Source organism: Streptomyces sp. NPDC026672 (assembly GCF_040638185.1).
In the GTDB taxonomy this organism is placed as follows: Bacteria; Actinomycetota; Actinomycetes; order Streptomycetales; family Streptomycetaceae; genus Streptomyces.
This window is the reverse complement of the sequence record NZ_JBEZXS010000008.1, coordinates 1-22,459: the sequence shown is the minus strand read 5'-3', so window position 1 is coordinate 22,459 and position 22,459 is coordinate 1. Positions and strand designations below refer to the sequence as shown.

21 protein-coding genes and 1 pseudogene are annotated in these 22,459 nt (G+C 73.5%); 11 read left to right on the top strand and 11 right to left on the bottom strand.

Going from position 1 to position 22,459, the window contains the following annotated elements; all coding sequences use genetic code 11:
- Positions 1-94 precede the first annotated feature (94 nt).
- Positions 95-676, top strand: coding sequence for a DinB family protein (locus tag AB0F77_RS11465; RefSeq protein ID WP_361945207.1), 582 nt, complete (start codon positions 95-97; stop codon positions 674-676).
- Between the two features lie 12 nt (positions 677-688).
- Here the strand turns inward: AB0F77_RS11465 and AB0F77_RS11460 are convergent, their stop codons facing one another.
- Entirely contained in the window at positions 689-1,468 is a 780-nt protein-coding gene (locus tag AB0F77_RS11460; protein ID WP_361945204.1) for a class I SAM-dependent methyltransferase, read from the bottom strand.
- Between the two features lie 97 nt (positions 1,469-1,565).
- Here AB0F77_RS11460 and AB0F77_RS11455 point away from each other — a divergent pair, with 97 nt between their 5' ends.
- Both AB0F77_RS11455 and AB0F77_RS11450 read left to right on the top strand, forming a co-directional pair.
- Positions 1,566-1,967, top strand: a complete 402-nt coding sequence (locus tag AB0F77_RS11455) for a helix-turn-helix transcriptional regulator (RefSeq protein WP_361945201.1) — start codon at positions 1,566-1,568, stop codon at positions 1,965-1,967.
- Between the two features lie 71 nt (positions 1,968-2,038).
- Positions 2,039-2,521 (top strand): VOC family protein, encoded by a 483-nt coding sequence (locus tag AB0F77_RS11450; protein ID WP_361945198.1) that lies wholly within the window; start codon positions 2,039-2,041, stop codon positions 2,519-2,521.
- Between the two features lie 81 nt (positions 2,522-2,602).
- Here AB0F77_RS11450 and AB0F77_RS11445 read toward each other — a convergent pair whose 3' ends face one another.
- From AB0F77_RS11445 to AB0F77_RS11435, 3 genes are all read right to left on the bottom strand, one after another.
- Positions 2,603-3,481, bottom strand: coding sequence for a geranyl diphosphate 2-C-methyltransferase (locus AB0F77_RS11445; RefSeq protein ID WP_361945195.1), 879 nt, complete (start codon positions 3,479-3,481; stop codon positions 2,603-2,605).
- 52 nt (positions 3,482-3,533) lie between these two features.
- Positions 3,534-4,559, bottom strand: a complete 1,026-nt coding sequence (locus AB0F77_RS11440; protein WP_361945837.1) for a family 2 encapsulin nanocompartment cargo protein terpene cyclase — start codon at positions 4,557-4,559, stop codon at positions 3,534-3,536.
- Between the two features lie 332 nt (positions 4,560-4,891).
- Positions 4,892-5,899, bottom strand: coding sequence for a zinc-binding alcohol dehydrogenase family protein (locus AB0F77_RS11435; protein ID WP_361945834.1), 1,008 nt, complete (start codon positions 5,897-5,899; stop codon positions 4,892-4,894).
- 160 nt (positions 5,900-6,059) lie between these two features.
- Here AB0F77_RS11435 and AB0F77_RS11430 point away from each other — a divergent pair, with 160 nt between their 5' ends.
- The 6 genes from AB0F77_RS11430 to AB0F77_RS11405 all read left to right on the top strand — a co-directional run bounded on the left by AB0F77_RS11430 (position 6,060) and on the right by AB0F77_RS11405 (position 12,050).
- The gene (locus AB0F77_RS11430; RefSeq protein WP_361945192.1) at positions 6,060-6,854 is read left to right on the top strand and encodes a VOC family protein; all 795 of its coding nucleotides are present in this window, start codon (positions 6,060-6,062) and stop codon (positions 6,852-6,854) included.
- A gap of 34 nt (positions 6,855-6,888) precedes the next feature.
- On the top strand, positions 6,889-7,575 hold the full coding sequence (locus AB0F77_RS11425) for a ribonuclease H (protein WP_361945189.1): 687 nt from the start codon (positions 6,889-6,891) through the stop codon (positions 7,573-7,575).
- Between the two features lie 103 nt (positions 7,576-7,678).
- Positions 7,679-8,878: an FAD-dependent monooxygenase gene (locus AB0F77_RS11420; RefSeq protein WP_361945186.1), complete on the top strand. Its 1,200-nt coding sequence runs from the start codon at positions 7,679-7,681 to the stop codon at positions 8,876-8,878.
- 100 nt (positions 8,879-8,978) lie between these two features.
- Positions 8,979-10,421 carry an MDR family MFS transporter gene (locus AB0F77_RS11415; RefSeq protein ID WP_361945183.1) on the top strand — a complete coding sequence of 481 codons (1,443 nt, stop codon included), beginning with the start codon at positions 8,979-8,981 and terminating at the stop codon, positions 10,419-10,421.
- Complete coding sequence (locus tag AB0F77_RS11410; protein ID WP_361945180.1) at positions 10,418-11,002, top strand: TetR family transcriptional regulator; 585 nt, start codon at positions 10,418-10,420, stop codon at positions 11,000-11,002. Before AB0F77_RS11415 ends, AB0F77_RS11410 begins: the two co-directional genes overlap by 4 nt.
- Before the next feature lie 64 nt (positions 11,003-11,066).
- Positions 11,067-12,050, top strand: coding sequence for an aldo/keto reductase (locus tag AB0F77_RS11405; RefSeq protein WP_361945177.1), 984 nt, complete (start codon positions 11,067-11,069; stop codon positions 12,048-12,050).
- Positions 12,051-12,120: 70 nt separating this feature from the next.
- Here the strand turns inward: AB0F77_RS11405 and AB0F77_RS11400 are convergent, their stop codons facing one another.
- The 7 genes from AB0F77_RS11400 to AB0F77_RS11370 all read right to left on the bottom strand — a co-directional run bounded on the left by AB0F77_RS11400 (position 12,121) and on the right by AB0F77_RS11370 (position 20,360).
- Positions 12,121-12,762 carry a DUF2238 domain-containing protein gene (locus AB0F77_RS11400; protein ID WP_361945174.1) on the bottom strand — a complete coding sequence of 214 codons (642 nt, stop codon included), beginning with the start codon at positions 12,760-12,762 and terminating at the stop codon, positions 12,121-12,123.
- 63 nt (positions 12,763-12,825) lie between these two features.
- Positions 12,826-13,887 carry a hypothetical protein gene (locus AB0F77_RS11395; RefSeq protein WP_361945171.1) on the bottom strand — a complete coding sequence of 354 codons (1,062 nt, stop codon included), beginning with the start codon at positions 13,885-13,887 and terminating at the stop codon, positions 12,826-12,828.
- Positions 13,888-13,926: 39 nt separating this feature from the next.
- Entirely contained in the window at positions 13,927-15,513 is a 1,587-nt protein-coding gene (locus AB0F77_RS11390; protein ID WP_361945168.1) for a serine/threonine-protein kinase, read from the bottom strand.
- Between the two features lie 138 nt (positions 15,514-15,651).
- Positions 15,652-16,611, bottom strand: a complete 960-nt coding sequence (locus AB0F77_RS11385) for a threonine/serine dehydratase (protein WP_361945165.1) — start codon at positions 16,609-16,611, stop codon at positions 15,652-15,654.
- A gap of 87 nt (positions 16,612-16,698) precedes the next feature.
- Positions 16,699-17,376 carry an AIM24 family protein gene (locus AB0F77_RS11380; RefSeq protein WP_361945162.1) on the bottom strand — a complete coding sequence of 226 codons (678 nt, stop codon included), beginning with the start codon at positions 17,374-17,376 and terminating at the stop codon, positions 16,699-16,701.
- A 66-nt stretch (positions 17,377-17,442) separates the two neighbouring features.
- The gene (locus AB0F77_RS11375) at positions 17,443-19,017 is read right to left on the bottom strand and encodes a CAP domain-containing protein (protein WP_361945160.1); all 1,575 of its coding nucleotides are present in this window, start codon (positions 19,015-19,017) and stop codon (positions 17,443-17,445) included.
- 110 nt (positions 19,018-19,127) lie between these two features.
- Entirely contained in the window at positions 19,128-20,360 is a 1,233-nt protein-coding gene (locus AB0F77_RS11370) for a serine hydrolase domain-containing protein (RefSeq protein ID WP_361945157.1), read from the bottom strand.
- 196 nt (positions 20,361-20,556) lie between these two features.
- Here AB0F77_RS11370 and AB0F77_RS11365 point away from each other — a divergent pair, with 196 nt between their 5' ends.
- On the top strand, positions 20,557-21,744 hold the full coding sequence (locus AB0F77_RS11365; protein ID WP_361945154.1) for an ROK family transcriptional regulator: 1,188 nt from the start codon (positions 20,557-20,559) through the stop codon (positions 21,742-21,744).
- A gap of 35 nt (positions 21,745-21,779) precedes the next feature.
- A pseudogene (locus tag AB0F77_RS11360) lies at positions 21,780-22,459 on the top strand (carbohydrate-binding protein); the annotation flags it as partial.

Here is a 22,459-nt window from a genome sequence, read left to right as displayed (position 1 = left end):
CGGGTACCCGAAGTACCCCGGCGCATGCGCCCCTCGACAGGGGTGGCGGAAAATGGATGGCGCGCGCGGCCCCGATCGGCCGATGCTCACCCGCATGACCGACACCACCCCGCCGCAACAGGCAGAGCCGGAACGGCGTTTCGGCTGGTCCACGATGTTCGTCGGCCCCGAGGACGATCCGCGCGGCGACGGCGGGTACCGAGGGGAACGGGACACGCTCGTGGGATACCTGCGCGACCAGCGGCTGACGTTGGAGCTGAAGTGCTCGGGCCTGGACGCCGACGCCATGGCCCGCCGCTCGGTGCCGCCGTCCGACCTGTCGCTGCTCGGCCTGGTACGCCATCTGGCCGGGGTCGAGCAGTACTGGTTCGGCCACGTGATGGCCGGCATCGAGGGACCCCGGCCCTTCCGCGACGCCGACCACCCCGACGGGGACTTCGAGTTCGCGGTGCCCGACCCGGCCGTGGTCGAGGAGGCGTGGCGGACCTGGCGTGAGCACGTGGCGTTCGGTGAGCGCGTCGTGGCCGGGGCGCCGGGCCTCGACGTCGTCGGGCCCGGCCGGAAGGAGCCGATCACCCTGCGCGAGGTGCTGGTCCACATGATCGAGGAGTACGCCCGGCACAACGGGCACGCCGACTTCCTCCGGGAGCGGATCGACGGCCGCGTGGGCGAGTGACCGGCCCCGCCCTCAGTCCGCGCACCGCCGGGCCGTGATCAACTCGTGCAGATAACGCTTGGTCACGACGCCGTCGAAACGGCTCTCGAGCAGGCCGCGCACACAGGCGAGCAGGCCGCGTCGGGCGGGCGCGGCGAGGGCGCGGTGGTTGGAGTAGGTGAGCAGGACGTCCGTGTAGGCGTCGGCCGTGTACGTGATCTCCTGCGCGTGGCGGTGCACGGTGACGTCCGTGAAGTACGGCGAGTCGTCCAACTCGGCGGTGTGCGTCGCCATCTGCGCCTCCGGCGGCAGCCGCAGCCCCGGCGGGGTGCCCGGCATCCAGCGTTCGTAGCAGCCCTGCACGAGGTCGAAGAACTCCTGGGTGCCGCCCGCCACATGGAGCGTGGTCACCAGGGCGAGGTGCCCGCCCGGCCGCAGCGCCCCCGCGGCCCTCGCCACCCGGTGCACCGGGTCGAGCCAGTGGAACGCGGTCGCGCACACCACCGCGTCGTACGGCTCCGGCGGCGGCCCCCAGCGGTCGAAGTCGGCGGTCACCACCCGTGCCGCGGGGAACTCCCGCAACCGCCGCCGCGCCACGTCGGCCAGCGCGGGCCCCAGTTCCACACCCGTGATCCGGCAGCCTGAGCGGGCCAGGTCGACGGTGAGCTTGCCCGTGCCGGGGCCGATCTCCAGGACCCGGCTGCCCGGACCGATGCCCGCCACCCGCACCAGGTCCGCGACCAGCGGGCCCGGATAGCGGGGCCGGGCCCGTTCGTACAGCTCGGCGGCCTCGTCGAACGTGTCGCGCGGCACCACTCCCGCTCCCTCCCGCCGGCCGGCTCCCCCGGGTTCTCCCCAGGGCAGAATGCTGGACCCTTCCCCGCGCGTCCAGGGCTCCTAGGCTGGGGCGGTGACCAATCGAGCGCCCGACCGGGCCCCCGTCGTCCCCCCGCGCCCCAGGACCCCCGGCGCCAGGATTCCCGCTCCCGGGGCCACCGGCCCCGGAGCACCCCCGGCCGCCCGTGAGGAGCCACTGTTGCGCAACCTCGTCGGTGACGTGCTGCGGCGTGAACGCACGGCGCAGGAGCGCACCCTGAGGGATGTCGCCGACGCCGCCCGGATCTCGCTGCCGTACCTCTCCGAGATCGAGCGCGGGCGCAAGGAGGCGTCCTCCGAGGTCCTGGCGGCCGCCGCCCGCGCCCTCGGCCTGGGCCTCGGCGACCTGCTGTCCCGGACCGGGGCCGAACTGACCCGGCGCACCACGAGCGGCCGTGCCGCCTCGCCGTACGAAGGACTCTGCCTCGCCGCCTGAGCCGCCGATGAGTTTCGCCGCGCGGACCGGTCGACATCTGTGACCGCGATCCCCGCCCGCAGGAGGCGTCCATGAACACCGACGGATTCACCACGTGTCTCTGGTTCGACGGCAAGGCGGAGGAGGCCGCGCACTTCTACGTGTCGGTCTTCAAGAACTCCGGCGTCGGCCGGGTGACCCGCTACACCGACGCAGGCCCGGGGCCGGCCGGCACGGTGGTCACCGTGGAGTTCACGGCCAACGGCCAGCGGTTCGTCGCGCTCAACGGCGGCCCGGAGTTCACCTTCAGCGAGGCGATCTCCTTCCAGGTCCTCTGCGACGACCAGGCGGAAGTCGACCACTACTGGACCGCGCTGACCGAGGGCGGCGGCGAGACCGGCCCCTGCGGCTGGCTCAAGGACCGCTACGGCGTCTCCTGGCAGGTCGTGCCCCGGCGGCTGATCGAGCTGACCGGCGACCCCGACACCGCGAAGGCCGCCCGCGTCACCAGCGCCATGCTGTCGATGGGCCGGCTCGACATCGCCGGGCTGGAGCGGGCGGCGACGGGCGCGTGACCACGGCGGGCGTGTGACGGCGACGGCGCGTGAGCGCGACGGGGCGGCGTCCCGGGACGCCGCCCCGCGCCGGCGGCCGGATCAGACCCGGTCGGCCACGATCAGCAGGTACTGGAAGCTGCCGTTGCGGTACGCGGACAGGAACGTGTCCTCGATGCCCGTGACCAGGTGGTCGGCCTGCGCCCGCAGCTCCCAGTAGGGCAGGGCCGCCCGGGTCAGGTCCTCCACGTGCACCGGCACCAGCCGGTTGCGGGCCATCGCCCGGAAGTACTCCGACCTCGGGTGGATGTCGCAGATGTAGTGCGCGTTGATCTGCGACACCTCACGCGACGCCCGCCCGTACGTGTCGTTGTAGCAGCCGGTGATCACCACGTACCGCCCGCCGCGGCGCAGCAGCCGCGCGTGCTCCGCGAACAGCAGGTCCAGCTCGACGTACATGGTCGACTCGTTGTTCCACGACGCCGCGTACGCGCCCGACGCGAGGCCCGTGTCCAGCATGTTGCGGTGGTGATGGCGCACCCGCCCGTCGATGCCCCGCTTGGCGGCCTGCTCGTTGGCGAACGCCGCCTGCTTCGCCGAGATCGTGACGCCGTCCGCGTGGCAGCCGTAGCGCAGGTTCGCCGTCACGCTGCCGCCGCCGCGTCCGCAGCCCGCGTCGAAGACCCGGTCGTCCGGGGAGAGCGGCCCGAGGTGCGCGGCGAGCAGTTCCGCCTGGGCGTGCTCCAGGCGGTGCAGTTCGGCGGTGACGCGCTCCCGGCGCAGGGCGGGGTCCGACTCGTCGAGCACCGTCCAGTCGGCGTCACCGACGCCGTAGTGGTGGTGGTAGAGGTCGTCGATCCTCCCGAGGTCGAGATTGACCGGGTTCTCCTCGGCGTTCCAGTAGTCCGCGACGCGGTTCTGGTAGATGGACTGGGTCGGAACCGGTGCCGTGGTGGTCCGGGCGACGGGGGCGGTGGTCAAATGTGACTCCTCGATGTGCTGCTGACGGTGTTTCGCGGTGCGGCGCGGGGCCTCACCAGTAATCGGGCAGGTGGTACCGGTGGGTGTTGGTGGCGTGCCACTCGTGGTTGCCGGACACCCAGGCGGCCAGCCCGCGGGCGTAGCGCTCCACGAGCGGTGAGCCCGTGGCGAGCAGGGCCGACTCCTCCTCGAACGCCGTCATGATCCGGTTGTGGATCCCGACGGACTCCAGATAGGCGGCCTTCAGCCCGTGCCGCCGGTTCGCCGCGACGACCTGCGGCAGATTGAGGTGCGCCGGGTCGCTCGCGAGCTCCTTGGTGAAGGAGTACAGGTCGTTGACGATCGTGGTGGCGTTGCAGGCCAGGGCCGTGATCCGCTGGATCTCGGGGCGGGCGTGGACCTGTGCGGGCAGTTCGTAGCCGTCGACCGCGTCGACGATCGACAGACACGGCCGGAAGTTGTTGAACTGCCGCATCACCAGGTACTCCCAGACCTTCGGCACGTACCCGGTCTCCGCCCAGGCGGCCTCGGCCAGATAGCCCAGGTGCAGCCGGCCGAGGTCGTGCACGAGGCGGTCGCCCTGACTGGGCGTGGCCAGCAGCGAGAAGTCCTCCAGCGCGCAGCGGTACGAGCGCAGCGGACCGTCCGCCCGCATGCCCTGCCGCCACTCCTCCTCCAGCTCCGGGACCCCGTGGTACGGGTCGACCGCGGACTGCGCGAGGACCAGCCGGCCGCCGAGCCCGCGCCGTGCGCCGCCCCGGCCCTCGTCCTCCTCGCAGTAGCAGGAGTCCACGACGTTCTCGGCCAGCAGCAGCTTGCCCGCGGCCGTCAGCCGGTCCAGGTCGGCCGCCCCCGGGTGCTGGAGGACCACGGCGCGCCCGAACTGGAAGCCCGCGAAGTCCCCCTTCCACGCCGCGGGGAACAGGTCGAGGCCGCTCGCCCAGGTCTCCAGCCGCCGGTCGATCTCGGCGGCCCTCGCGGGGTCGGCGGGCACGGCCGGCCGGTACAGCAGTCCGGGGATCGCGCCCGTGCGGCGCCGGGGCCGCAGCCGCGCGGCGATGTCCGGCGGTCCGGGCAGCGCGAGGGAAGGGGGCGAAGCACAGGTGCGGGGCTCCGGGCCGTCACTCGGCGCTCCGGCCGGCACGGGGGCGGGGCCGGACGCGGTGTCCGGTACGGACACGTTCCCTCCTGGTGGGTGGACCGGGATGACCGGATCGGTGGTGGACGTCGGGGCGCGGATCGGTGCGCCGGGACAAGCCAAACAGCCGGGACGAAGATCCGGTACGGCGCGAAGGGGGCGGTTTCCGGCGAGACGTGAGTAAACCTGTGTTCCGGGGCGTTCGGGACCGCGCGGAACGATCACGCGCCGGTCGTCCGCTCCCGCACTCGGTGACAGCGCCGGGTTTGATCTCAGGACACGTCGTTGACCAGCACCGCCGCCCCCTCGAAGCGGCCGGCCTTGAGGTCCGCGAGGGCCCGCGGCGCCTGGGACAGCGGGTAGGCGTGCGTGGTCGCGCGCACACCGTGGCGCGCGGCGAGCGCCAGGAACTCCCGCCCGTCCGCCCGGGTGTTGGAGGTGACGCTGCGCAACTCCTTCTCGTAGAACAGGTCGGACTCGTAGCGCAGCGCCGGCACGTCGCTCAGATGGATGCCGGCGACCGCCAGCACCCCGCCCCGGTCCAGCGCGCGCAGCGCCACCGGCACCAGATCGCCCACCGGCGCGAACAGGACCGCCCCGTCCAGCGGTTCGGGCGGCACGTCGTAGGCGTCGCGCACCGACGCCGCCCCGAGGCCGAGCGCCAGCCGCCGGGCCGCCGCGCCCCGGGTCAGGACGTGCACGGTGGCGCCCTCGGCGAGCGCCACCTGGGCGCACAGATGGGCGCTGCCCCCGAACCCGTACAGCCCGAGCCGTCCGCCCGCCGGCAGCGAGGTGCGGCGCAGCGCGCGGAAGCCGATGATGCCCGCGCACAGCAGCGGCGCGAGCGCCACGTCGGTCACGGCCTCCGGCAGCCGGTACGCGAAGGCGGCCGGGACGGTGGTGTACTCGGCGTACCCGCCGTCCGCGTCCCAGCCGGTGTACTCCGAGTGGGGACACAGGTTCTCGGCGCCCCGCAGACAGTAGGCGCACACGCCGTCGGTCCGTCTGAGCCAGGCCACCCCGACCCGGTCGCCCGCGGCGAAGTCCGTGACGGCCGCCCCGGCGCCCGCGACCGTGCCGACCACCTCGTGCCCCGGTGTCACCCCCGGCCGGCGCTCCGGCAGGTCGCCCTCGGTGACATGCAGGTCGGTGCGGCACACCCCGCAGGCCGCCACCCGCACCAGCAGTTCGTCGTCCCCGGGCACGGGCACCGGGCGTTCCACGAACCGCAGCGGGTCCTCCTCGAGGGGCGCGGGCCGGACCACCGACCACGCGCGCATCGTGCCTGCCGCCACCGAGCCCGCCATACCGCGCCCCGTCCCGCCGAAGCCGCCCCCGCCCTCCCAGTCTCCGCCGGAACCCCGTGTTCGGCGCGCGGGGCGCGCGGCCGGTGACTAGCGTGAGGAGCGGACAGTCCACCGCACGGGAGAGGGCCGCACCATGGCCGTACCACCTGAAGGAACCCCCTGTTGGGCCGATGCGATGTTCACGGACGTCGAGGGAGCCAAGAGCTTCTACGGCGACGTCCTCGGCTGGACCTTCGGCGAGTCGTCGTCGGAGTACGGCAACTACACCCAGGCGTACGTGGACGACAAGGCGGTCGCGGCCGTCGTCCCGCCCATGCCCGGCCAGGAGGGCCAGTCGCAGTGGTGCCTCTACCTCGCGTCGCCGGACGCTGCCGCGACCGCCGAGAGGATCCGCGCCGAGGGCGGCGAGATCCTCATGGAACCGATGCAGGTCGGCGACTTCGGCACGATGTGCCTGGCCCGTGAGCCCGGCGGCGCCGTGTTCGGCGTCTGGCAGGGCGGCACCCACGAGGGGTTCGAGGCCACCGAGGTGCCCGGCGCCTACTGCTGGGCCGAGGTCTTCACCCGCGAGCCCGAGCGCACCGATGCCTTCCTGCCGGCCGTCTTCTCCTACACGGCCAAGCAGATGCAGGACGACGCCGTCGACTTCCGCCTCTTCGACATCGGGGACCGGACCGTCCTCGGCCGGATGCGGATGACGGACGACTTCCCGCCCGAGGTGCCGTCGTACGTCAACGTGTACTTCACGGTCGCCGACTGCGACGACGCCGTGGCCAGGGCGACCAAGCTCGGCGCCGTCCTGCGGTTCGGCCCCATGACCAGCCCGTTCGGCCGGTTCGCCGCGCTCACCGACCCCCAGGGCGCCAACTTCTCGGTCATCGACGTCACCACCACCGAGGGCGAGATGCCCAAGGTCACCCAGGTCTGAACCACCCCTGCCGGGCGGACCCCGCGGCCGTGGCATGATCGTGCTCATGCGTGAACGTGTGGTGGCCGCGTGCGACGGGGCTTCGAAGGGAAACCCCGGACCCGCGGGCTGGGCCTGGGTGGTGTCCGACGACTCGGAGGGCCCGGCCCGCTGGGAGGCGGGGCCGCTCGGCAGGACGACCAACAACGTCGCCGAACTCACGGCGCTGGAGCGCCTGCTGGCGTCGACCGACCCCGGCGTGCCGCTGGAGGTCCGGATGGACTCGCAGTACGCGATGAAGGCCGTGACCACCTGGCTGCCCGGCTGGAAGCGCAACGGCTGGCGCACGTCCGCCGGCAAGCCCGTCGCCAACCAGGAACTCGTCGTCCGCATCGACGAACTGCTCGACGGCCGTTCCGTGGAGTTCCGCTACGTCGCCGCCCACCAGGTCGACGGCGACCGGCTCAACGACTTCGCCGACCGGGCCGCCAGTCAGGCCGCGACGGCGCAGGAGCCCGCGGGCAGCGCGCTCGGCTCGCCCGAACCGCCGCCCTCGGCCCCGTCCGCCGCCCCGCGCCGCAAGGCGGCGCCCCGCAAGCAGGGCGGCGGCTCCTCCTCCCGCACCATCAAGGCCAAGTTCGCCGGCCGCTGCGTGTGCGGCCGCTCCTACGCGGCGGGCGAGTCCATCGCCAAGAACACGCAGGGCTGGGGCCATCCGGAGTGCCGCACCGCCGACGCCTGACCCGGGCGGCGGCACCGGGGCCGCCGTCACGTCACCGGGCGCACACCTCCTGTTACTCTGCGGTCGCCATCGACCACTGTCAGTGACTCCCCGAGGTGTGCGCGTGAAGGTCGTCTGCGTGGGAGGCGGACCCGCCGGTCTGTACCTCTCCATCCTGCTCAAGCGTCGGCACCCGTCCCACGACGTCACCGTCCACGAACGCAATCCCGAGGGCTCGACCTACGGTTGGGGCGTCACGTACTGGCGCGGGCTGCTCGACCGACTCGCCGAGCACGACCCCGAGTCGGCGCGCGCCGTCGAGGACGGCTCCGTGCGCTGGAGCGACGGCGTCGCCCACGTGGGCGACCTGACGACCCGTCACCACGGCGACCAGGGCTTCGGCATCGGCCGCCACCGGCTCCTGGAGATCCTCGCCGCGCGGGCCCGATCGCTCGGCGTACGGCTGGAGTTCGGCAGCGAGATCACCGAACCCCCCGCCGACGCCGACCTGGTCGTCGCCGCCGACGGTGTCCGCTCCGCCCTGCGCACCCGGTACGCCGGCCACTTCGGCACCCGGGTCGCCACCGGCCGCGACCCCTACGTCTGGCTCGGCACCACCAAGGTCTTCGACGCCTTCACCTTCGCCTTCACCCGGACCGAGCACGGCTGGATCTGGTGCTACGGCTACGGCTACAGCGGCGGGCACAGCACCTGTGTCGTCGAGTGCGGCCCCGAGACCTTCACCGGCCTCGGCCTGGACCGGCTCGGCGAGGCCGACGGCCTGGCCCTCCTGGAGAAGCTGTTCGCCGGTGTCCTCGACGGCCACCCCCTGACCGGCCGCGCCGCCGGCGAGGGGGGCGCCCCCTGGCTCACCTTCCGCACCCTCACCAACCGCACCTGGCACCGCGGCAACCTCGTGCTGCTCGGCGACGCCGCCCACACCACCCACTACTCCGTCGGCGCCGGCACCACCCTCGCCCTGGAGGACGCGATGAGCCTCGCCGACGCCCTCGACGCCCACCCCGCGCTTCCCGACGCCCTCGCCGCCTACGAACGCGACCGCACCGCGGCCCTGCTGCCCGTGCAGAGCGCCGCCCGCCTCAGCGCCCGGTGGTACGAGAACCTGCCCCGCTACATCGAGCTGCCCCCGCACCGGATGTTCGCCCTGCTCGGCCAGCGCCACTCGCCCCTGCTGCCGTACGTGCCGCCGCAGCTCTACTACGGCCTCGACAAGGCCGCGGGACAACTGGAGCCGCTGCGCAGGCTCAAGCGCTGGCTCGGCCCCCGGGCCGCCCGCGCCCTGCATCCGCGCGCCCGGCACTGAGGTGCGGTGGGGCGGGGGAACAGGGGAATTTTGGTGAATGGAAATTCACTCGATAGGGTGAATGGGAATTCACCTGATCTTCCTTCCCCCTGGAGTGCCCATGCGCCGGCCCACGATTCCGGTGCTCGCGTTCGGCGGCATCCTCATGGCGGTCATGCAGACCGTCGTCGTGCCCCTGCTGCCCGACCTGCCCCGCCTCACCGGCGCCTCCGCGGGCGCCGTCTCCTGGACGGTCACCGCCACCCTGCTCTCCGGCGCCGTCCTCACCCCCGTGCTCGGCCGGGCAGGCGACATGTACGGCAAGCGGCGCGTGCTCACCGCGGCCCTCGCCCTGATGACCGTCGGCTCCGTGATGTGCGCCATGACCTCCGACATCCGCCTGCTCATCGCGGCCCGCGCGCTCCAGGGCGCCGCCGCCTCCGTCGTCCCGCTCTCCATCAGCATCCTGCGCGACGAACTGCCGCCCGAGCGGCGCGGTTCCGCCGTCGCCCTGATGAGCTCCACGGTCGGCATCGGCGCCGCCCTCGGTCTGCCGCTCGCCGCGCTCGTCGTCCAGTACGCCGACTGGCACACCATGTTCTGGCTCACCGGCCTCCTCGGCGCCCTGGGCACCGCCGGCGTCCTCTGGGCGGTCAAGGAGTCGCCGGTGCGCGAACAGGGCCGGTTCGACGTCCTCGGCACGCTCGGCCTCGCCGTCGGACTGACCTGTCTGCTGCTCGGCGTCTCCCAGGGCGGCCAGTGGGGCTGGACCAGCCCGAGCGTCCTCGGCCTGTTCGCCGGGGCCGTCGTCGTCCTCGCCCTGTGGTGGTGGCAGCAGCTGCACACCGCGCAACCCCTCGTCGACCTGCGGCTGGTCTCCCGGCCCAAGGTGGGCCTCTCCCACGTCGCGGCCCTGCTGACCGGGTTCGCCTTCTACGCCAACTCCCTGGTCACCGCCCAGCTGGTGCAGGCCCCGGAGGCCACCGGGTACGGGCTCGGCCTGTCGATCGTCGCCACCGGCCTGTGCCTGCTGCCCGGCGGCATCACCATGCTGCTCCTGTCGCCCGTCTCGGCCCGGATCTCCGCCGCGCGCGGCCCCAGGATCACCCTCGCCCTCGGCGCCGCCGTCATCGCCTGCGGCTACGGCGTGCGCATCGCCGACAGCCGCGACCTGTGGATGATCATCCTCGGGGCCACGGTCGTCGCGACCGGCACCACCCTCGCCTACTCCGCGCTGCCCACCCTGATCCTGCGGGCCGTCCCCGCCGGGCAGACCGCCTCCGCCAACGGCGTCAACGTCCTGATGCGCACCATCGGCCAGGCCACCTCCAGTGCCGCCGTCGCCGCCGTCCTCGTCCACCACAGCAGCCCCGTCGGCGGCGTGTCGGTGCCCACCCTGCACGGCTATCTGCTGGCGTTCGCCATGGCCGGCGCCGTCGGCCTCGTCGCCTGCGCGGCCGCCCTCTCCATACCCGGCGACTCCGCCCCCGACGACCCCCGGCCGCCGCGCCCGGCCGCCGAGAGCACCCGGGGCGCGCGGGACGAGGCGTTGGAGGGAGCATGAGTGCCGTGAGCACCCGCACCGGCACCACCACCACACCCGCCCGCCGGGACGCCGAGGAGACCAGGGCGGCCATCCTCAAGGCCGCCCGCCACCTCCTGGCCCGGCACCCGCACACCGACATCACCCTCAAGGCCGTCGCCGAACGCGCCGGGGTCAGCCCGCCGCTGATCCTCAAGTACTTCGGCAACAAGGACGCCCTGTTCGCCCGTGTGATGTCCTTCGCCGCCGACGCGGACACCCTGCTCGACGCGCCCCTGCCCGGACTCGGCCGGCACATGGTGCGCCGCGTCCTGGAGAGCCAGCGCGAACACGGCTCCGACCCGCTGCTGCGCATCGTCTTCGCCCCCCTGCACGGCGACCACGGCGACGTGCTGCGCGCCAACTTCCGCGCCCAGGTGACGGAACGGCTCGCCGCGCGGCTGCCCGGGCCCGACGCGGGCCTGCGCGCCGAACTCGCCGTCGGCGCCCTCGTCGGGCTCGGCGTGATGTGGGGCCTGGCACGCGGCCCCCACGTCCGCGAGGCGTCCGTCGACGACCTGGTCGAACGCTACGGCCCCCTCGTCCAGGCCCAGCTGACCTGACCTGCGGCTCACCGACGGAGCGGCCCGTTCCGCGGGGGGCGTCCGGGGATGACAGACTGTCGCCATGGACGAACGTGTAATCGACAGGTCGGGGCAGCGGGCATCGGTCGTCGGCCTCGGGACCTGGCAGCTGGGCGCCGACTGGGGCGAGGTGGACGACAAGGAGGCCCTCTCCGTCCTGGAGACGGCCGCCGAGTCGGGAGTGACCTTCTTCGACACGGCCGATGTGTACGGCGACGGGCGCAGCGAGCAGACCATCGCCGGCTTCCTGCGCGGCAGGCCCGACCTGCACGTGCTGGTGGCGACGAAGATGGGCCGCCGGGTCGAACAGCTCCCGGAGAACTACGTCCTCGACAACTTCCGCGCCTGGAACGACCGTTCGCGCCGCAATCTCGGCGTCGACCGCATCGACCTGGTGCAGCTGCACTGCCCGCCGACCCCCGTGTACTCCTCGGACGAGGTGTTCGACGCGCTCGACACCCTGGTCGAGGAGGAGCGCATCGCGGCGTACGGCGTCAGCGTGGAGACCTGCCAGGAGGCGCTGACCGCGATCGCCCGGCCGAACGTGGCCAGCGTGCAGATCATCCTCAACCCGTTCCGCATGAAGCCGCTGACGGAGGTGCTGCCGGCCGCCCGCGCCGCCGGGGTCGGCATCATCGCGCGGGTGCCGCTGGCCTCCGGGCTGCTGTCGGGCAAGTACACCAAGGACACGGTGTTCGCGGCCGACGACCACCGCACCTACAACCGGCACGGGGAGGCGTTCGACCAGGGCGAGACCTTCTCCGGCGTCGACTACGCGACCGGTGTCGAGGCCGCCGCCGAGTTCGCCGCGCTCGCCCCCGAGGGCTGCACCCCGGCCCAGCTGGCCCTGCGCTGGATCATCGGCCGGCCCGGTGTGACCACGGTCATCCCCGGCGCCCGCAACCCGGAGCAGGCCCGCGCCAACGCGGCCGCCGCCAAGCTGCCGGAGCTGTCCGCCGAGACCGTCGCCGCGATCGGCGACCTCTACGACCGCCGCATCAAGGACCAGGTCGAGAACCGCTGGTAGCACGCGCCGGCAGGGGCGGCCCACCGCGGGCCGCCCCTGCCGTCCCCGCCGTCACGCGGGCCCGGCCCCGTCACACGGCCGGTGCCGTCAACTGCCGGTCGTGCGCCCGGCCGAGCAGCAGCAGCGAGACGACCGCGCCGATCAGCGCGCAGAACATGTCCCACTGCGTGTCCCACACATCGCCCTGGGTGGCGAGGAACGCGTCCGCGCCGTGGCCGCCGATCACGGCCGCCGCCCATTCGAGCAGTTCGAAGCAGGCGCTGAAGGCCAGGCAGGCGCACACGGTCAGCGGTGCCAGCCAGCGGCTGCCGCGCAACGGCGAGGTGCGGACGAGCAGTTCACGGACGAGGATCGCCGGCACGAATCCCTGCACGAGATGGCCGAAGCGGTCGTACGGATTGCGGTCCAGGCCGAACGTGTCGCGCACCCAGTCGCCGAGCGGCACCTCCGCGTAGGTGTAGTGGCCGCCCACGGCGAGGACCAGGGCGTGCCCGGCGAGCAGCACGCACAGCAGCCCGGTCGGCGGGAAGCGCCGATGGACCAGCACCACCAGCGGCAGCCCGATCAGCACCCAGAACGTCTCCAGGAACCAGGTCGTACGGTCGCGCGCGCCCCACGCGGACACCGCCATGCCCGCGACCACCAGGGCCACGAGCAGGACGCGCGGGGAGGGCCGCGGGGCGCGGTGCGGGGCGGGCCGGACTGCGGTCATCTCGGTGCTCCTTGTCGGGGAGCCCCATCGTGTCGGGACCGGGCGGCCCGGACATGAGTACGGCTACTCAGCCACCCGCGGGCCGTCACTCACCCGGCGCAGGGCGTCGAGGCAGGTACCGATCGCGTGCTGGAGCTGCTCCAGGCGCTGGACCATGTCGTCCTCGTAGAACTCCCGCGCGTCGTCGAAGGTCAGCTCCTCGAACGCCTTCGTCGCCCTCTGGAGGCCGCTGTAGAACCTGGTCCGCCGCTCCTGGACGCGGAGTTCGGGGTCGGCCTCGACGGCGTCGGCGACCAGGGCCCGCAGGGTGCCGTACGCTTCGCCGGCCCACTCGCCGGTGTCCTCGTCGTCGTCCAGTTCGTCGATGAGCGAGAGATGGCGCTCGGCCTCCTCGCGCACCCCGGCGGGCGCGTCCACGGTCTGTCCGGCGGGGGTCTTGACGAGGCCCGTCTCGACGATCTGCCGGACGTAGCCGATCCGGTCGGCCGAGCGGCTCTCGGTGGCGACGGCCTTCTTCAGGTCGTCCGTGCGCACCACGTCCCGCGCCAGCTCGGCCTGGAGCTCCGGGTCCTCGCGCAGCCGGTCGAGCAGCGCGGTGCGGGCCGCGCGGGCGGTGGAGGGGTCGGCGAGGATCGCGGCGCGCAGCGCGATGGGGTTCTCGGCGACTTCGAGGGCCTTGGTCGGCCGGATGCCCTCGGCCTCGGCTGCCTCCGCGATGGCGGTGCCGCGCTCGGAACCGGCGCTGGAGCGGGCCGAGTAGTAGGCCGACCAGGCGTCGGCGTCCGGGAGTTCGGTCTCCTGGCCCGGCGCCAGCACCTCGAACTGCGGGACGAGACCGTCGTCGGCGGCCCGGTCCCACGCCTTGTAGTGGCGCAGGACCCGCTCGGGCGAGCACCCGGCGAGCCGGGCGAACTCCTTCGCCGACACCTTCGGCGTCTCCCCGGCGGCCTGCCCGCCGGGCCGGACGCTGCGCGCGACCATCAGCGCGAACGCCCACCCTCCGGTCCGCGCGTACACCCCGAACTTCCGTGCGTCGCGCGCGACGAGGTCGGACAGCGGCGCGGGCGAGTCCGGGGACTCCGGGGATTCGGGGGCGGTCTCGGCGGGGTCGATCGCCAGGGGCACGGCTGACTCTCCAGGAGGTGCGGTTCAGTGGGGCGTGGTTCAGTTCACCGGCTGCCGGAACGTCGCCAGGACGGTCTTCAGCGCCAGGGTGTCGGCCGGTGAACCCCAGGCGTCCGCCGGGGCCGTGAAGCGCAGCGAGAAGCTGCGGTGGCCGCCGATGAGGAAACCCCGCCCGAAGGTGCGCAGGGTCCCCGTGCCGGAGTCCTCGACCCATTCCATGTCGGCGGCAGCGTACCCCTGGTAGGTGGTGGCCCGGATGTCGCCGATCCGCCGGAAGCCGGGCAGCCGTTCCAGACCGGGCTGGACGTCGTCGCGCCACACGGCGACCGGGTCCGGGCCGGTCTGGGTGCTGTAGGTGACGGCCAGGGTGCGCGGGTCGTCGCCGCCCGGACCGAAGGTCACCCGGTAGGCGTCCGCCGTCCGCTCGGTGTTCAGCCGCCGCCAGCCCGCGGGCAGGGCGACGGAGAAGCCCTCCGGGGCGGTCAGGCGGCGGAAGCCGGCCGGCAGTCCGGTCGCGGTGGCGGACGGGGAGGGCGGGGGCGTGGCGGACCGGGAGGGCGAAGGCGAGACCGAGGGCGTGGGGGAAGGGGAGGGGGAGGGCGGGGGAGTCGGCACGGGTACGGAGGCGCCGCCCGCCGGGGCGGCCGCCGAGCCCGGCGCGGGCGTCGTGCCGGTCGCCGTGTCGGTGCCGGCCGGTCCCCGGACCGCCGCGAACGCGGCCACCGACACCGTGACGGCGGCCAGCGCGGCCCCCGCGACCGCCAGCCGCCGGCCGCCGCGCCCACGGGGAGCGGGCACGTCCCGTACGCCCTTCCCGGCCGGAACCCGCGCCAGTTCCTCGCGGATCATGGAGCGGGTCGGCCGCCGCCGGGCGTCCTTGTCGAGCAGCCCGAGCACCGTGGGGGCGAGCGGACCGGCGTGCACGGGGGTGCGCAGCGGCAGCCGCTCGATGCTCTTCAGCGTGACCTCGGGCCGGCCCCGGTCGCGGAACGGGGGCCGCCCCTCGGTCATGGTGTAGAGCAGCGCGCCCAGCGCCCACAGGTCGTCGCCCGGCCCCGCGCCCTCGCCGCGGGCCTGCTCGGGGGAGGCGTACGAGGGGGCGGTCACCCGGGAGGCGGGGGTCGCGCCCGCGAGCCCGAACCCGGTCACCACCACCGGGCCCTGGTCACGGACGTACACCTGGCCGGGGCTCAGCTCCCCGTGGGTCGCGCCCTCGGCGTGCGCCGCGTCGAGCACGTCGAGCAGTTCGAGGCCGATGCGGGCCGCCTGCGGATACGGCAACGTGCCCTGCCGGCCGAGGAGTTCGCCGAGCGGGGTGCCGTCGATCCACTCGACGACCGTCCACAGCGCGCCCGACTCCTCGGTCACGTCGATGACCGTGCCCACCCGGCCGGGCCGGCGCAGCGCCACGGCCCCGGTGGTGCGCAGGACCCGCTCGGGGGTCCGGACCGGGCCGCGCGCCGGGACCCCGGGCAGGGCGACCCGGGTCACCAGCCGGGGCCGGCCCGCCTCGGCGTCCTCCGCGTACCAGCACACGTGGTTCGTCTCCCGGTGGACGACCTCCAGCAGCCGGTAGCGTCCGGCGACCAACTCGTGTGCGGAGACGTGCGCCTTGACCATGGTCATCCCTCGCTGGAACCCCTGCCTCGTCTTGCCCAGGAGTACGACGGCCGCGACACGCGGTGTTCAACGGGAGCCGACTTCGCCGCCGTTTCTGCCTTTCGTTCAACGGCGGGGGCGCCGGACCGGCCGGGAGCGGGCGTGTCAGTGCAGGCCGAAGCGTTCCGCCCAGCCCAGCATCTCCGCGGTCGTCGTGTTGCCGCCGCACACCACCAGGCCGAGGCGGGCGTCGTCGCCGACCCGGTCCAGGACCTGGCGGGCGGCCGGCAGCAGACAGCCGGCCGCCGGTTCCGTCCACACCTTGGCGTGGTCGGCGAGGTCGAGACAGCCCTGCACGGCGTCCTGGTCGGCGACCACCAGGACCTCGGTGACCAGCGCGGACACATGGTCGTAGGTCAGCTGCGACACGGAGGGCGCGCTGAGCGTGGTCACCACCGACGACAGCGCGACCGGCAGCGGTCCGCCGGCGGCCAGCGCCTGGGACATCGCCTCCGCGCCCGCCGTCTCCACGCCCCACACCCGGACGTCCGGACGGCGGGCCCGCAGCGCGGCGGCCACCCCGGCGATCAGTCCGCCCCCGCCGACGCTGACCAGGACGTCCGTCAGCTCACCGGCGTCGTCCGCGAACTCCAGCCCCACGGTGCCCTGTCCGGCGATCACCACCGGGTCGTCGAAGGGGTGGACCAGGGTCAGGCCCTCCTCGCACAACTCGTCGACCAGCGCGAACGCGCTGCCCATGCCGTCCGTCAGCCGCACCAGGGCGCCGGCCTCCTGGGCGAGCGCGATGGACCGCGCCGGCGCCTTGCGCGGCATGACCACGGTCGCCTTCACATCGAGGGCGGCGGCCATCACCGCGACCGCGATCCCGTGGTTGCCGCCGCTCATCGCCACCACACCGGCCGCCCGCTCGGCCTCGGTCAGCGACAGCAGCTTGGCCGTCGCGCCGCGCGCCTTGAACGAGCCGGTGCGCTGGAGCAGTTCGAGCTTGGTGATGACCGGGACGCCGAGCAGCGCGGACAGGCCGTGGCTCGGCACGGTCGGGGTGCGTACGACGTGTCCGGCGATGCTGTCCGCCGCCGCTTCGATGTCCGAGAGGCCGATCAAGGCTGTCACCCTTTCCGGCGCGGGGGACCGGGGGGACCGCGCCGTCTCGCACCTTGTCCCGCCCGGCCCGTGCCGGTCAACCCGATCTCAGTGCTGCTGGGCGCGCTGCGGGGTCGCCTCGCTCGGACGGACGACCACATGGCCCTCGCCCTGGAGCATCAGCTGCACCGCCTCGCCCGAACCGCCGCGCAGCATCGAGCCGATCGACTGCGACCGGTGCAGGGAGGTCTGGAGGTGCGCCGTCCAGCCCACTACCGCGTCCGTGTCCACGTACACCGGGGCCTGCGGGGTGACCGGAATCACCAGCGGGTTGCCCTCGCAGACCAGTCCCAGTCTGCCGTACCCGGAGAAGAGGCTGTTGAACAGGCCGCCGCCGGTGATGCCCGCGCCCTTGACCGTCTTGATCTCGTACGACAGTGACGCGTCGAAGCACAGGACGTTGCGGCCGTTGACCGTGAACTGGTCGCCCGCCTCCACCTCGACGACGAAGCAGTTCTGCGCCTCGTGCGCGAACCACGCCTCGCCCTGTCCGCGCACCGTCATCAGGGGCAGTCCCTCGCCGGTGACCGCGCGCTTGAGCATGCCGCCCATGCCCTGGCCCTTGCGCTCGAACGCGAGATCACCGCGGTAGGCGATCATCGCGCCCTGGCGGGCGAACATCTCGCCGTTCACCGTGTACTTGACGCACTTGGCGTTCTCGACGGTCATACCCGGTGCGGCGGACGGCTGCACCACGTGCTCACTGGAAAAGAGATCACCCTTCATGCGGGCATGGTGGCCCGGAAGGCGTCGTTCCGCCAAGATCACGGACGAGATTCCGGCCGAACGCCGTCAGGCGCCGAAGAGCTGGGTCCAGTACGTGCCCGCCCGGCCGCCGCCCACGAAGCCGATGCCGATGTGGGTGAAGTCGGGTTTGAGGATGTTCGCGCGGTGGCCGGGGCTGTTCATCCAGCCGTCGACCACCTCGGCCGGGGAGCGCTGCCCGCAGGCGATGTTCTCGCCGATCGTGCGCCGCCGGGAGCCCGCGGCGGCGGCCCGGTCCCAGGGCTGGGAGCCCTCGGGCGAGGTGTGCGCGTAGAAGTCGCGGGCCACCATGTCCGCGCTGTGCGCCTGCGCGGCGGCCGTGAGCAGGGGGTCGACGGCCAGCGGCGGCAGGCCCGCCGCGCGCCGCTCCCGGTTGGTGAGGTCGACGACCTCGGCGCACGTCCGGGCCAGCGCGTCCGGGGTGAGGGGCCGCGCCCACAGCGCCGTCCAGTAGGTGTCGCCGCCGCGCGGGCCGGTGACGTACGCCAGCCCCGCCTGGGTGAAGGCCGGGTCCTGGAGCGTGCGCCGGGCCCGCTCGGTGCGCAGGCAGTAGTCGATGAACTCGGCGGGTGTCCGGGGGCCGGAGACCAGGTGCTCGCCGACGGTGACGTACGTGTATCCGGTCGCGCCGACCCGCTGGTGCAGGGACGTCCCGTCGCGTCCCTCGCTCCCGAGACGCCCGGCGGCGGCCATCTCGGCGGCGTGCGCCCGAGCCGCCGCCACCAGCCGCCCGTCCAGCACCACAGGAGCCGAACCGACCTGCGCCCGCGCCGAGTTGACGAGGGGAAGAAAACCGTCGGGGTCGGGAGACGCCAAGACGCGTCCCCCTCCACCACGGACACCGGCCGACCCCGCCGCAGCCCCACCGCCGACGGGCGTCCGCCCCGGCGCCGCCGCGCGGCTGCTCGGTATCCGGCCCGGTCCTGGCCCGTGACCGGTGGACGCTCGCCCCGCCGCTGCCCCGCCGAGGTTGGGCGTCCGCCCCCGCGCTGCCTCGCCGCCGTTGGGTGTCCGCCCCTGCGCTGCCGCGCGGTCCGTCGGCGTGCGTCCCGGTGTCGCTCCGTGGCCGGAAGGCGGTCGGGTCGGGATCGGACCCGGCCCCGAGGGGTGTGGTGGGGCCGGTTCGTCGAGGACGTCCACGCCGAAGTCGCGGGCGAGGCCCGCGAGGCCGTCGGCGTAGCCCTGGCCGAGGGCGCGGAGTTTCCAGTCCGGCCCGCGTCGGTAGACCTCGGCCAGCAGCAGCACCGTCTCGCCGCCCGGCCGGGGCGGGGCGAACCGGGCGACGGTGCGGCCCCGGCCGTCGGAGACCTGGAGCGCGGGCGCGGGCAGGGTGCCGAGCGGGGTGCCGGGGTCGGCGGCGCTGACCACCAGGGTGACCCGCGTGGCGCCCGCCCGCAGCAGCCCCGGGTCGACGGTCAGCGTGTCACCGCGCAGCCGGACGCCCGGCGCGGCCGGCTGGTTGTAGAACACGAAGTCCGCGTCGCCGCCGACCGTGCCGCTCCCGTCGGTGACGAGCGCGGACACGTCGAACGGCCCCGGCACCCGCAGCGTCAGCGGGCCGCCCGGAAGGGGCAGATTGCCCCCGGGAACCAGCTCGCTCATCGCACCGCCGCTCGTGAGGGGACCTCGGGCCCGGTGGGGCCGCCCGGAGAACGTCCGGGCCGAGCGGGATGGTTCCCGGGGCGCCCCCGGAGGGGCCGGCGCGGGAGGGGTCAGCCGCGCGGCACGCCCGGAGCGATGTCCTCGTGCCGCTCCACCGACGCCCCGCGCACGCTCTTCGCCCGCTTGCCGCAGAACGCCGACTCCAGGGTGCGCCCCATCGTGGTGAGCACCGTCGTGTTGTTGGAGGTGGTGGCGAGCGCCGCGACGCTGCGTGTGCCGTCCTTGGTGGCGAAGGCGTACGTGTAGTAGCCCTGCACGGTGCCCGTGTGGCCGTACACCGAGACACCGCAGGACAGGTCGCGGCGGCGCAGCCCCAGCCCGTACGCCGTGGTGGCGTCGACCTTGCGCATGCTCTCCATCTCGGCGAGCCGCGCGGACGACATCAGCCGGCCGCCGAGCAGGGCCGACAGGAACGTGTCCAGGTCGCGGGTGCTGGAGACGATCGCGCCCGCGCTCTGCGCCCAGGACACGGTCTGCTCGGTGGAGTCGACCAGGGCGGCGCCCTTGGTGTCCGGGGTGAGGTAGCCACGCGCGTACCGCCCGGGAATCCCGGTGTCGGGGTGGATGTAGAACGTGTCGCGCAGGCCCAGCGGTTCGAAGATGCGGTTCTGGTACGCGGTGCGCACGGAGTGCCCGGTGAGCTTCTCGATGAGCATGCCGGCGACGACGAAGTTGGTGTTGGAGTACGCGTAGGCGGCGCCCGGCGCGTCGGTGGGCCGCTTCTTCAGGGAGAGGTCCACCAGCTGGCGGTAGGTGAAGACCTTCCTGCGCACGGACTCGAAGCCGGACACCGACTTGGCGAACATGTCGTTGGTGTAGTCGTACAGCCCGCTGCGGTGGCTCAGGACGTGCCGCACGGTGATGCGGTCGTCCGGGAGCAGCCCCGGCAGATAGCGGTCGACCGGTGCGTCCAGGGACAGTCGGCCCTCGTCGGCCAGTTGCATCAGCACGACCGTCGAGAACGTCTTGGTGACGCTGCCGACCCGGAAGCGGTCGCCCGCGCCGATCGCCCGCCGGGTGGCCCGGTCCGCGACGCCCTGGGTCACCTCGTGGACGGTGCCGTGGTCGTCGATCCGCGCGATCGCGCCGGGTGCGCCCTGGGCGAGCGCCATGCGCAGCACGTCACGCACACCGGTGGTGTCGGGCGCCGGCAGCGCGACCGCCCCGGCCCCGGCCCCGTCCTCCGCGTGCGCCCCGCCCGTCGTCGCGTGCGCCGGGACCGTGAGCAGCGACAGCGCCACCGCCCCGAGCACCGCGCCCCTGCCCACCGTTGCCGAGACCATACGATCTCCTTCCATTCATGCTGATGTACTGTCGAATCGGCCGTCTTCCGGCGAGGGAACCTACTCGCACCCCACCCCCTCGCCCCGGCTGACACACAGTCGGACCCCCTGTGATCACCCGCACGGCCAACTGCCTCTTCAACAACCCCTGTTTCTTTCATTGACAGCGGAAAATAATGGCCTTAGGTTCCCGGCCATGCGCTCGCCCTCCCGCACCGAGACGTTCCCGGCGCACACCCCGGCCGCCTCGCAGGTCTTCACCACGGTGCTGTCCCACGGACCCCTCACCCGGTTGGAGGCGGCCCGTCGGGCGGGGCTGTCCGCGGCGGCCGTCACCAAGGCGGTGCGCCCGCTGCTGGAGGCGGGCTACCTGGTCGAGGACGTCGACGAGGAGGCCCGGCCGGCGCTCGGCCGGCCCGCGAACCTGGTGCGGGTCGACGGCGGACGGGCCCTGTTCGTGGGCGTCAAGGTCACCGGCGACGAGGTCATCGGGGTGCTGACCGACCTGTGCTGCCGCATCCGGATCGCCCGGCGCCTCCCCCTCACCGACCGCGGCACCAAGGCCGTCCTGGCGCTGACGGCCGAACTGGTGCAGGAACTGCGCGCCGGAGCCGACGACTTCGGTGTGCCCGTCCTCGGCCTGGGCGTCGCCGTCTCCGGCGACGTCGACCGCGCCGAGGGCGTCGTGCGCTACTCGCCCTTCCTGGAGTGGCACGACGTACCGTTCGCCGAACTCGCCGCCATGACCACCGGGTTGCCCGTCACCCTGGACAACGACGTGCGTGCCCTCACCGTCGCCGAGCAGTGGTTCGGCGCCGGGGTGGGCCTGTCGAACTTCGCCGTGGTCACCGTCGGCGCCGGCATCGGCTGCGGGCTCGTCGTCCACGGCCAGGTGATCGCCGGCGCGCACGGTGTGGCCGGTGAGATCGGGCACGTGGCCATCGACCCGGCGGGGCCGCCGTGCCACTGCGGCAACCGGGGCTGCGTGGAGGCGATCGCGGGCGACGCCGCCATCGTCGCCCGGCTGCGCGAGGTGACCGGCCGCCCGGTGGCCGACACCGCCGAGGCCGTCGCCCTCGCCCACGAGGGCGTCACCGGGGCCCGTGAGGTGTACGCGAGGGCGGGGGAGGCGATCGGCCGCGGCATCGCGACCGTGGCCAACCTGCTCGGACCCGAACGCGTGATCATCTCCGGGGAGGGCCTGGCCGCCTACGACCTGTTCGCCGAGCAGATCCGCGACTCCTTCACGGCGGCCGCCTTCGGCTCGGCCGCCCGCTGCGACGTACAGACCCGTCCGCTTCCGTTCGAGGAATGGGCACGCGGGGCCGCGGCCGCCGCGATCCAGTCCTTCATCACCTCAACCCACACCACGGGCAAGGGCTGAGCCGCCCCGACCCTGAACCCCTGGAGGTACGGCCCATGCGGTCATCCTCGTATTCCGTCCTGCCCGCACGCGGGCTCAGAACAGCAGTCGTCCTGGCCCTCACCGCGGGCCTGGCCACCGCCGTCCCGGCCGCCCACGCCGCCGGCACCACCACCCCGGCCGCCCCGGCCGCGACCGCCCCCGTCGCGGCCAAGCCGTACATGGGCTGGTCGAGTTGGAGCATGCAGTCGTCGAAGTATCCGGGTCTGAACCCGGACGGCGACTACAGCTATCTGACTGAGGCGAATGTTCTGAAGCAGACGGATGCGTTGGCGTCGAAGCTGAAGAGGTTCGGCTACGAGTACGTCAACATCGATGCCGGCTGGTGGCGTGACAACGCCTGGAAGCCGGAGTTCGACCAGTATGCCCGCCAGACGACGGATCCCGTCCGTTTCCCGCACGGGATGAAGTGGATGGCGGACCGTATCCATGCGAAGGGTCTGAAGGCGGGTATCTATCTGCCGGTGGGGTTGGAGAAGGAGGGGTACAACGACGGCAGGTCGCCGATCTGGAACGCTCCTGGCTGTACGACGGCGGATGTCGTGTACGGCGATCTGCGGACGACGAACGGCTGGGACAGCGCGTACAAGCTGGACTTCTCGCGGCCGTGTGCGGAGAAGTACATCGAGTCCCAGGCGCAGTTGATAGCGGGGTGGGGGTACGACTTCCTGAAGCT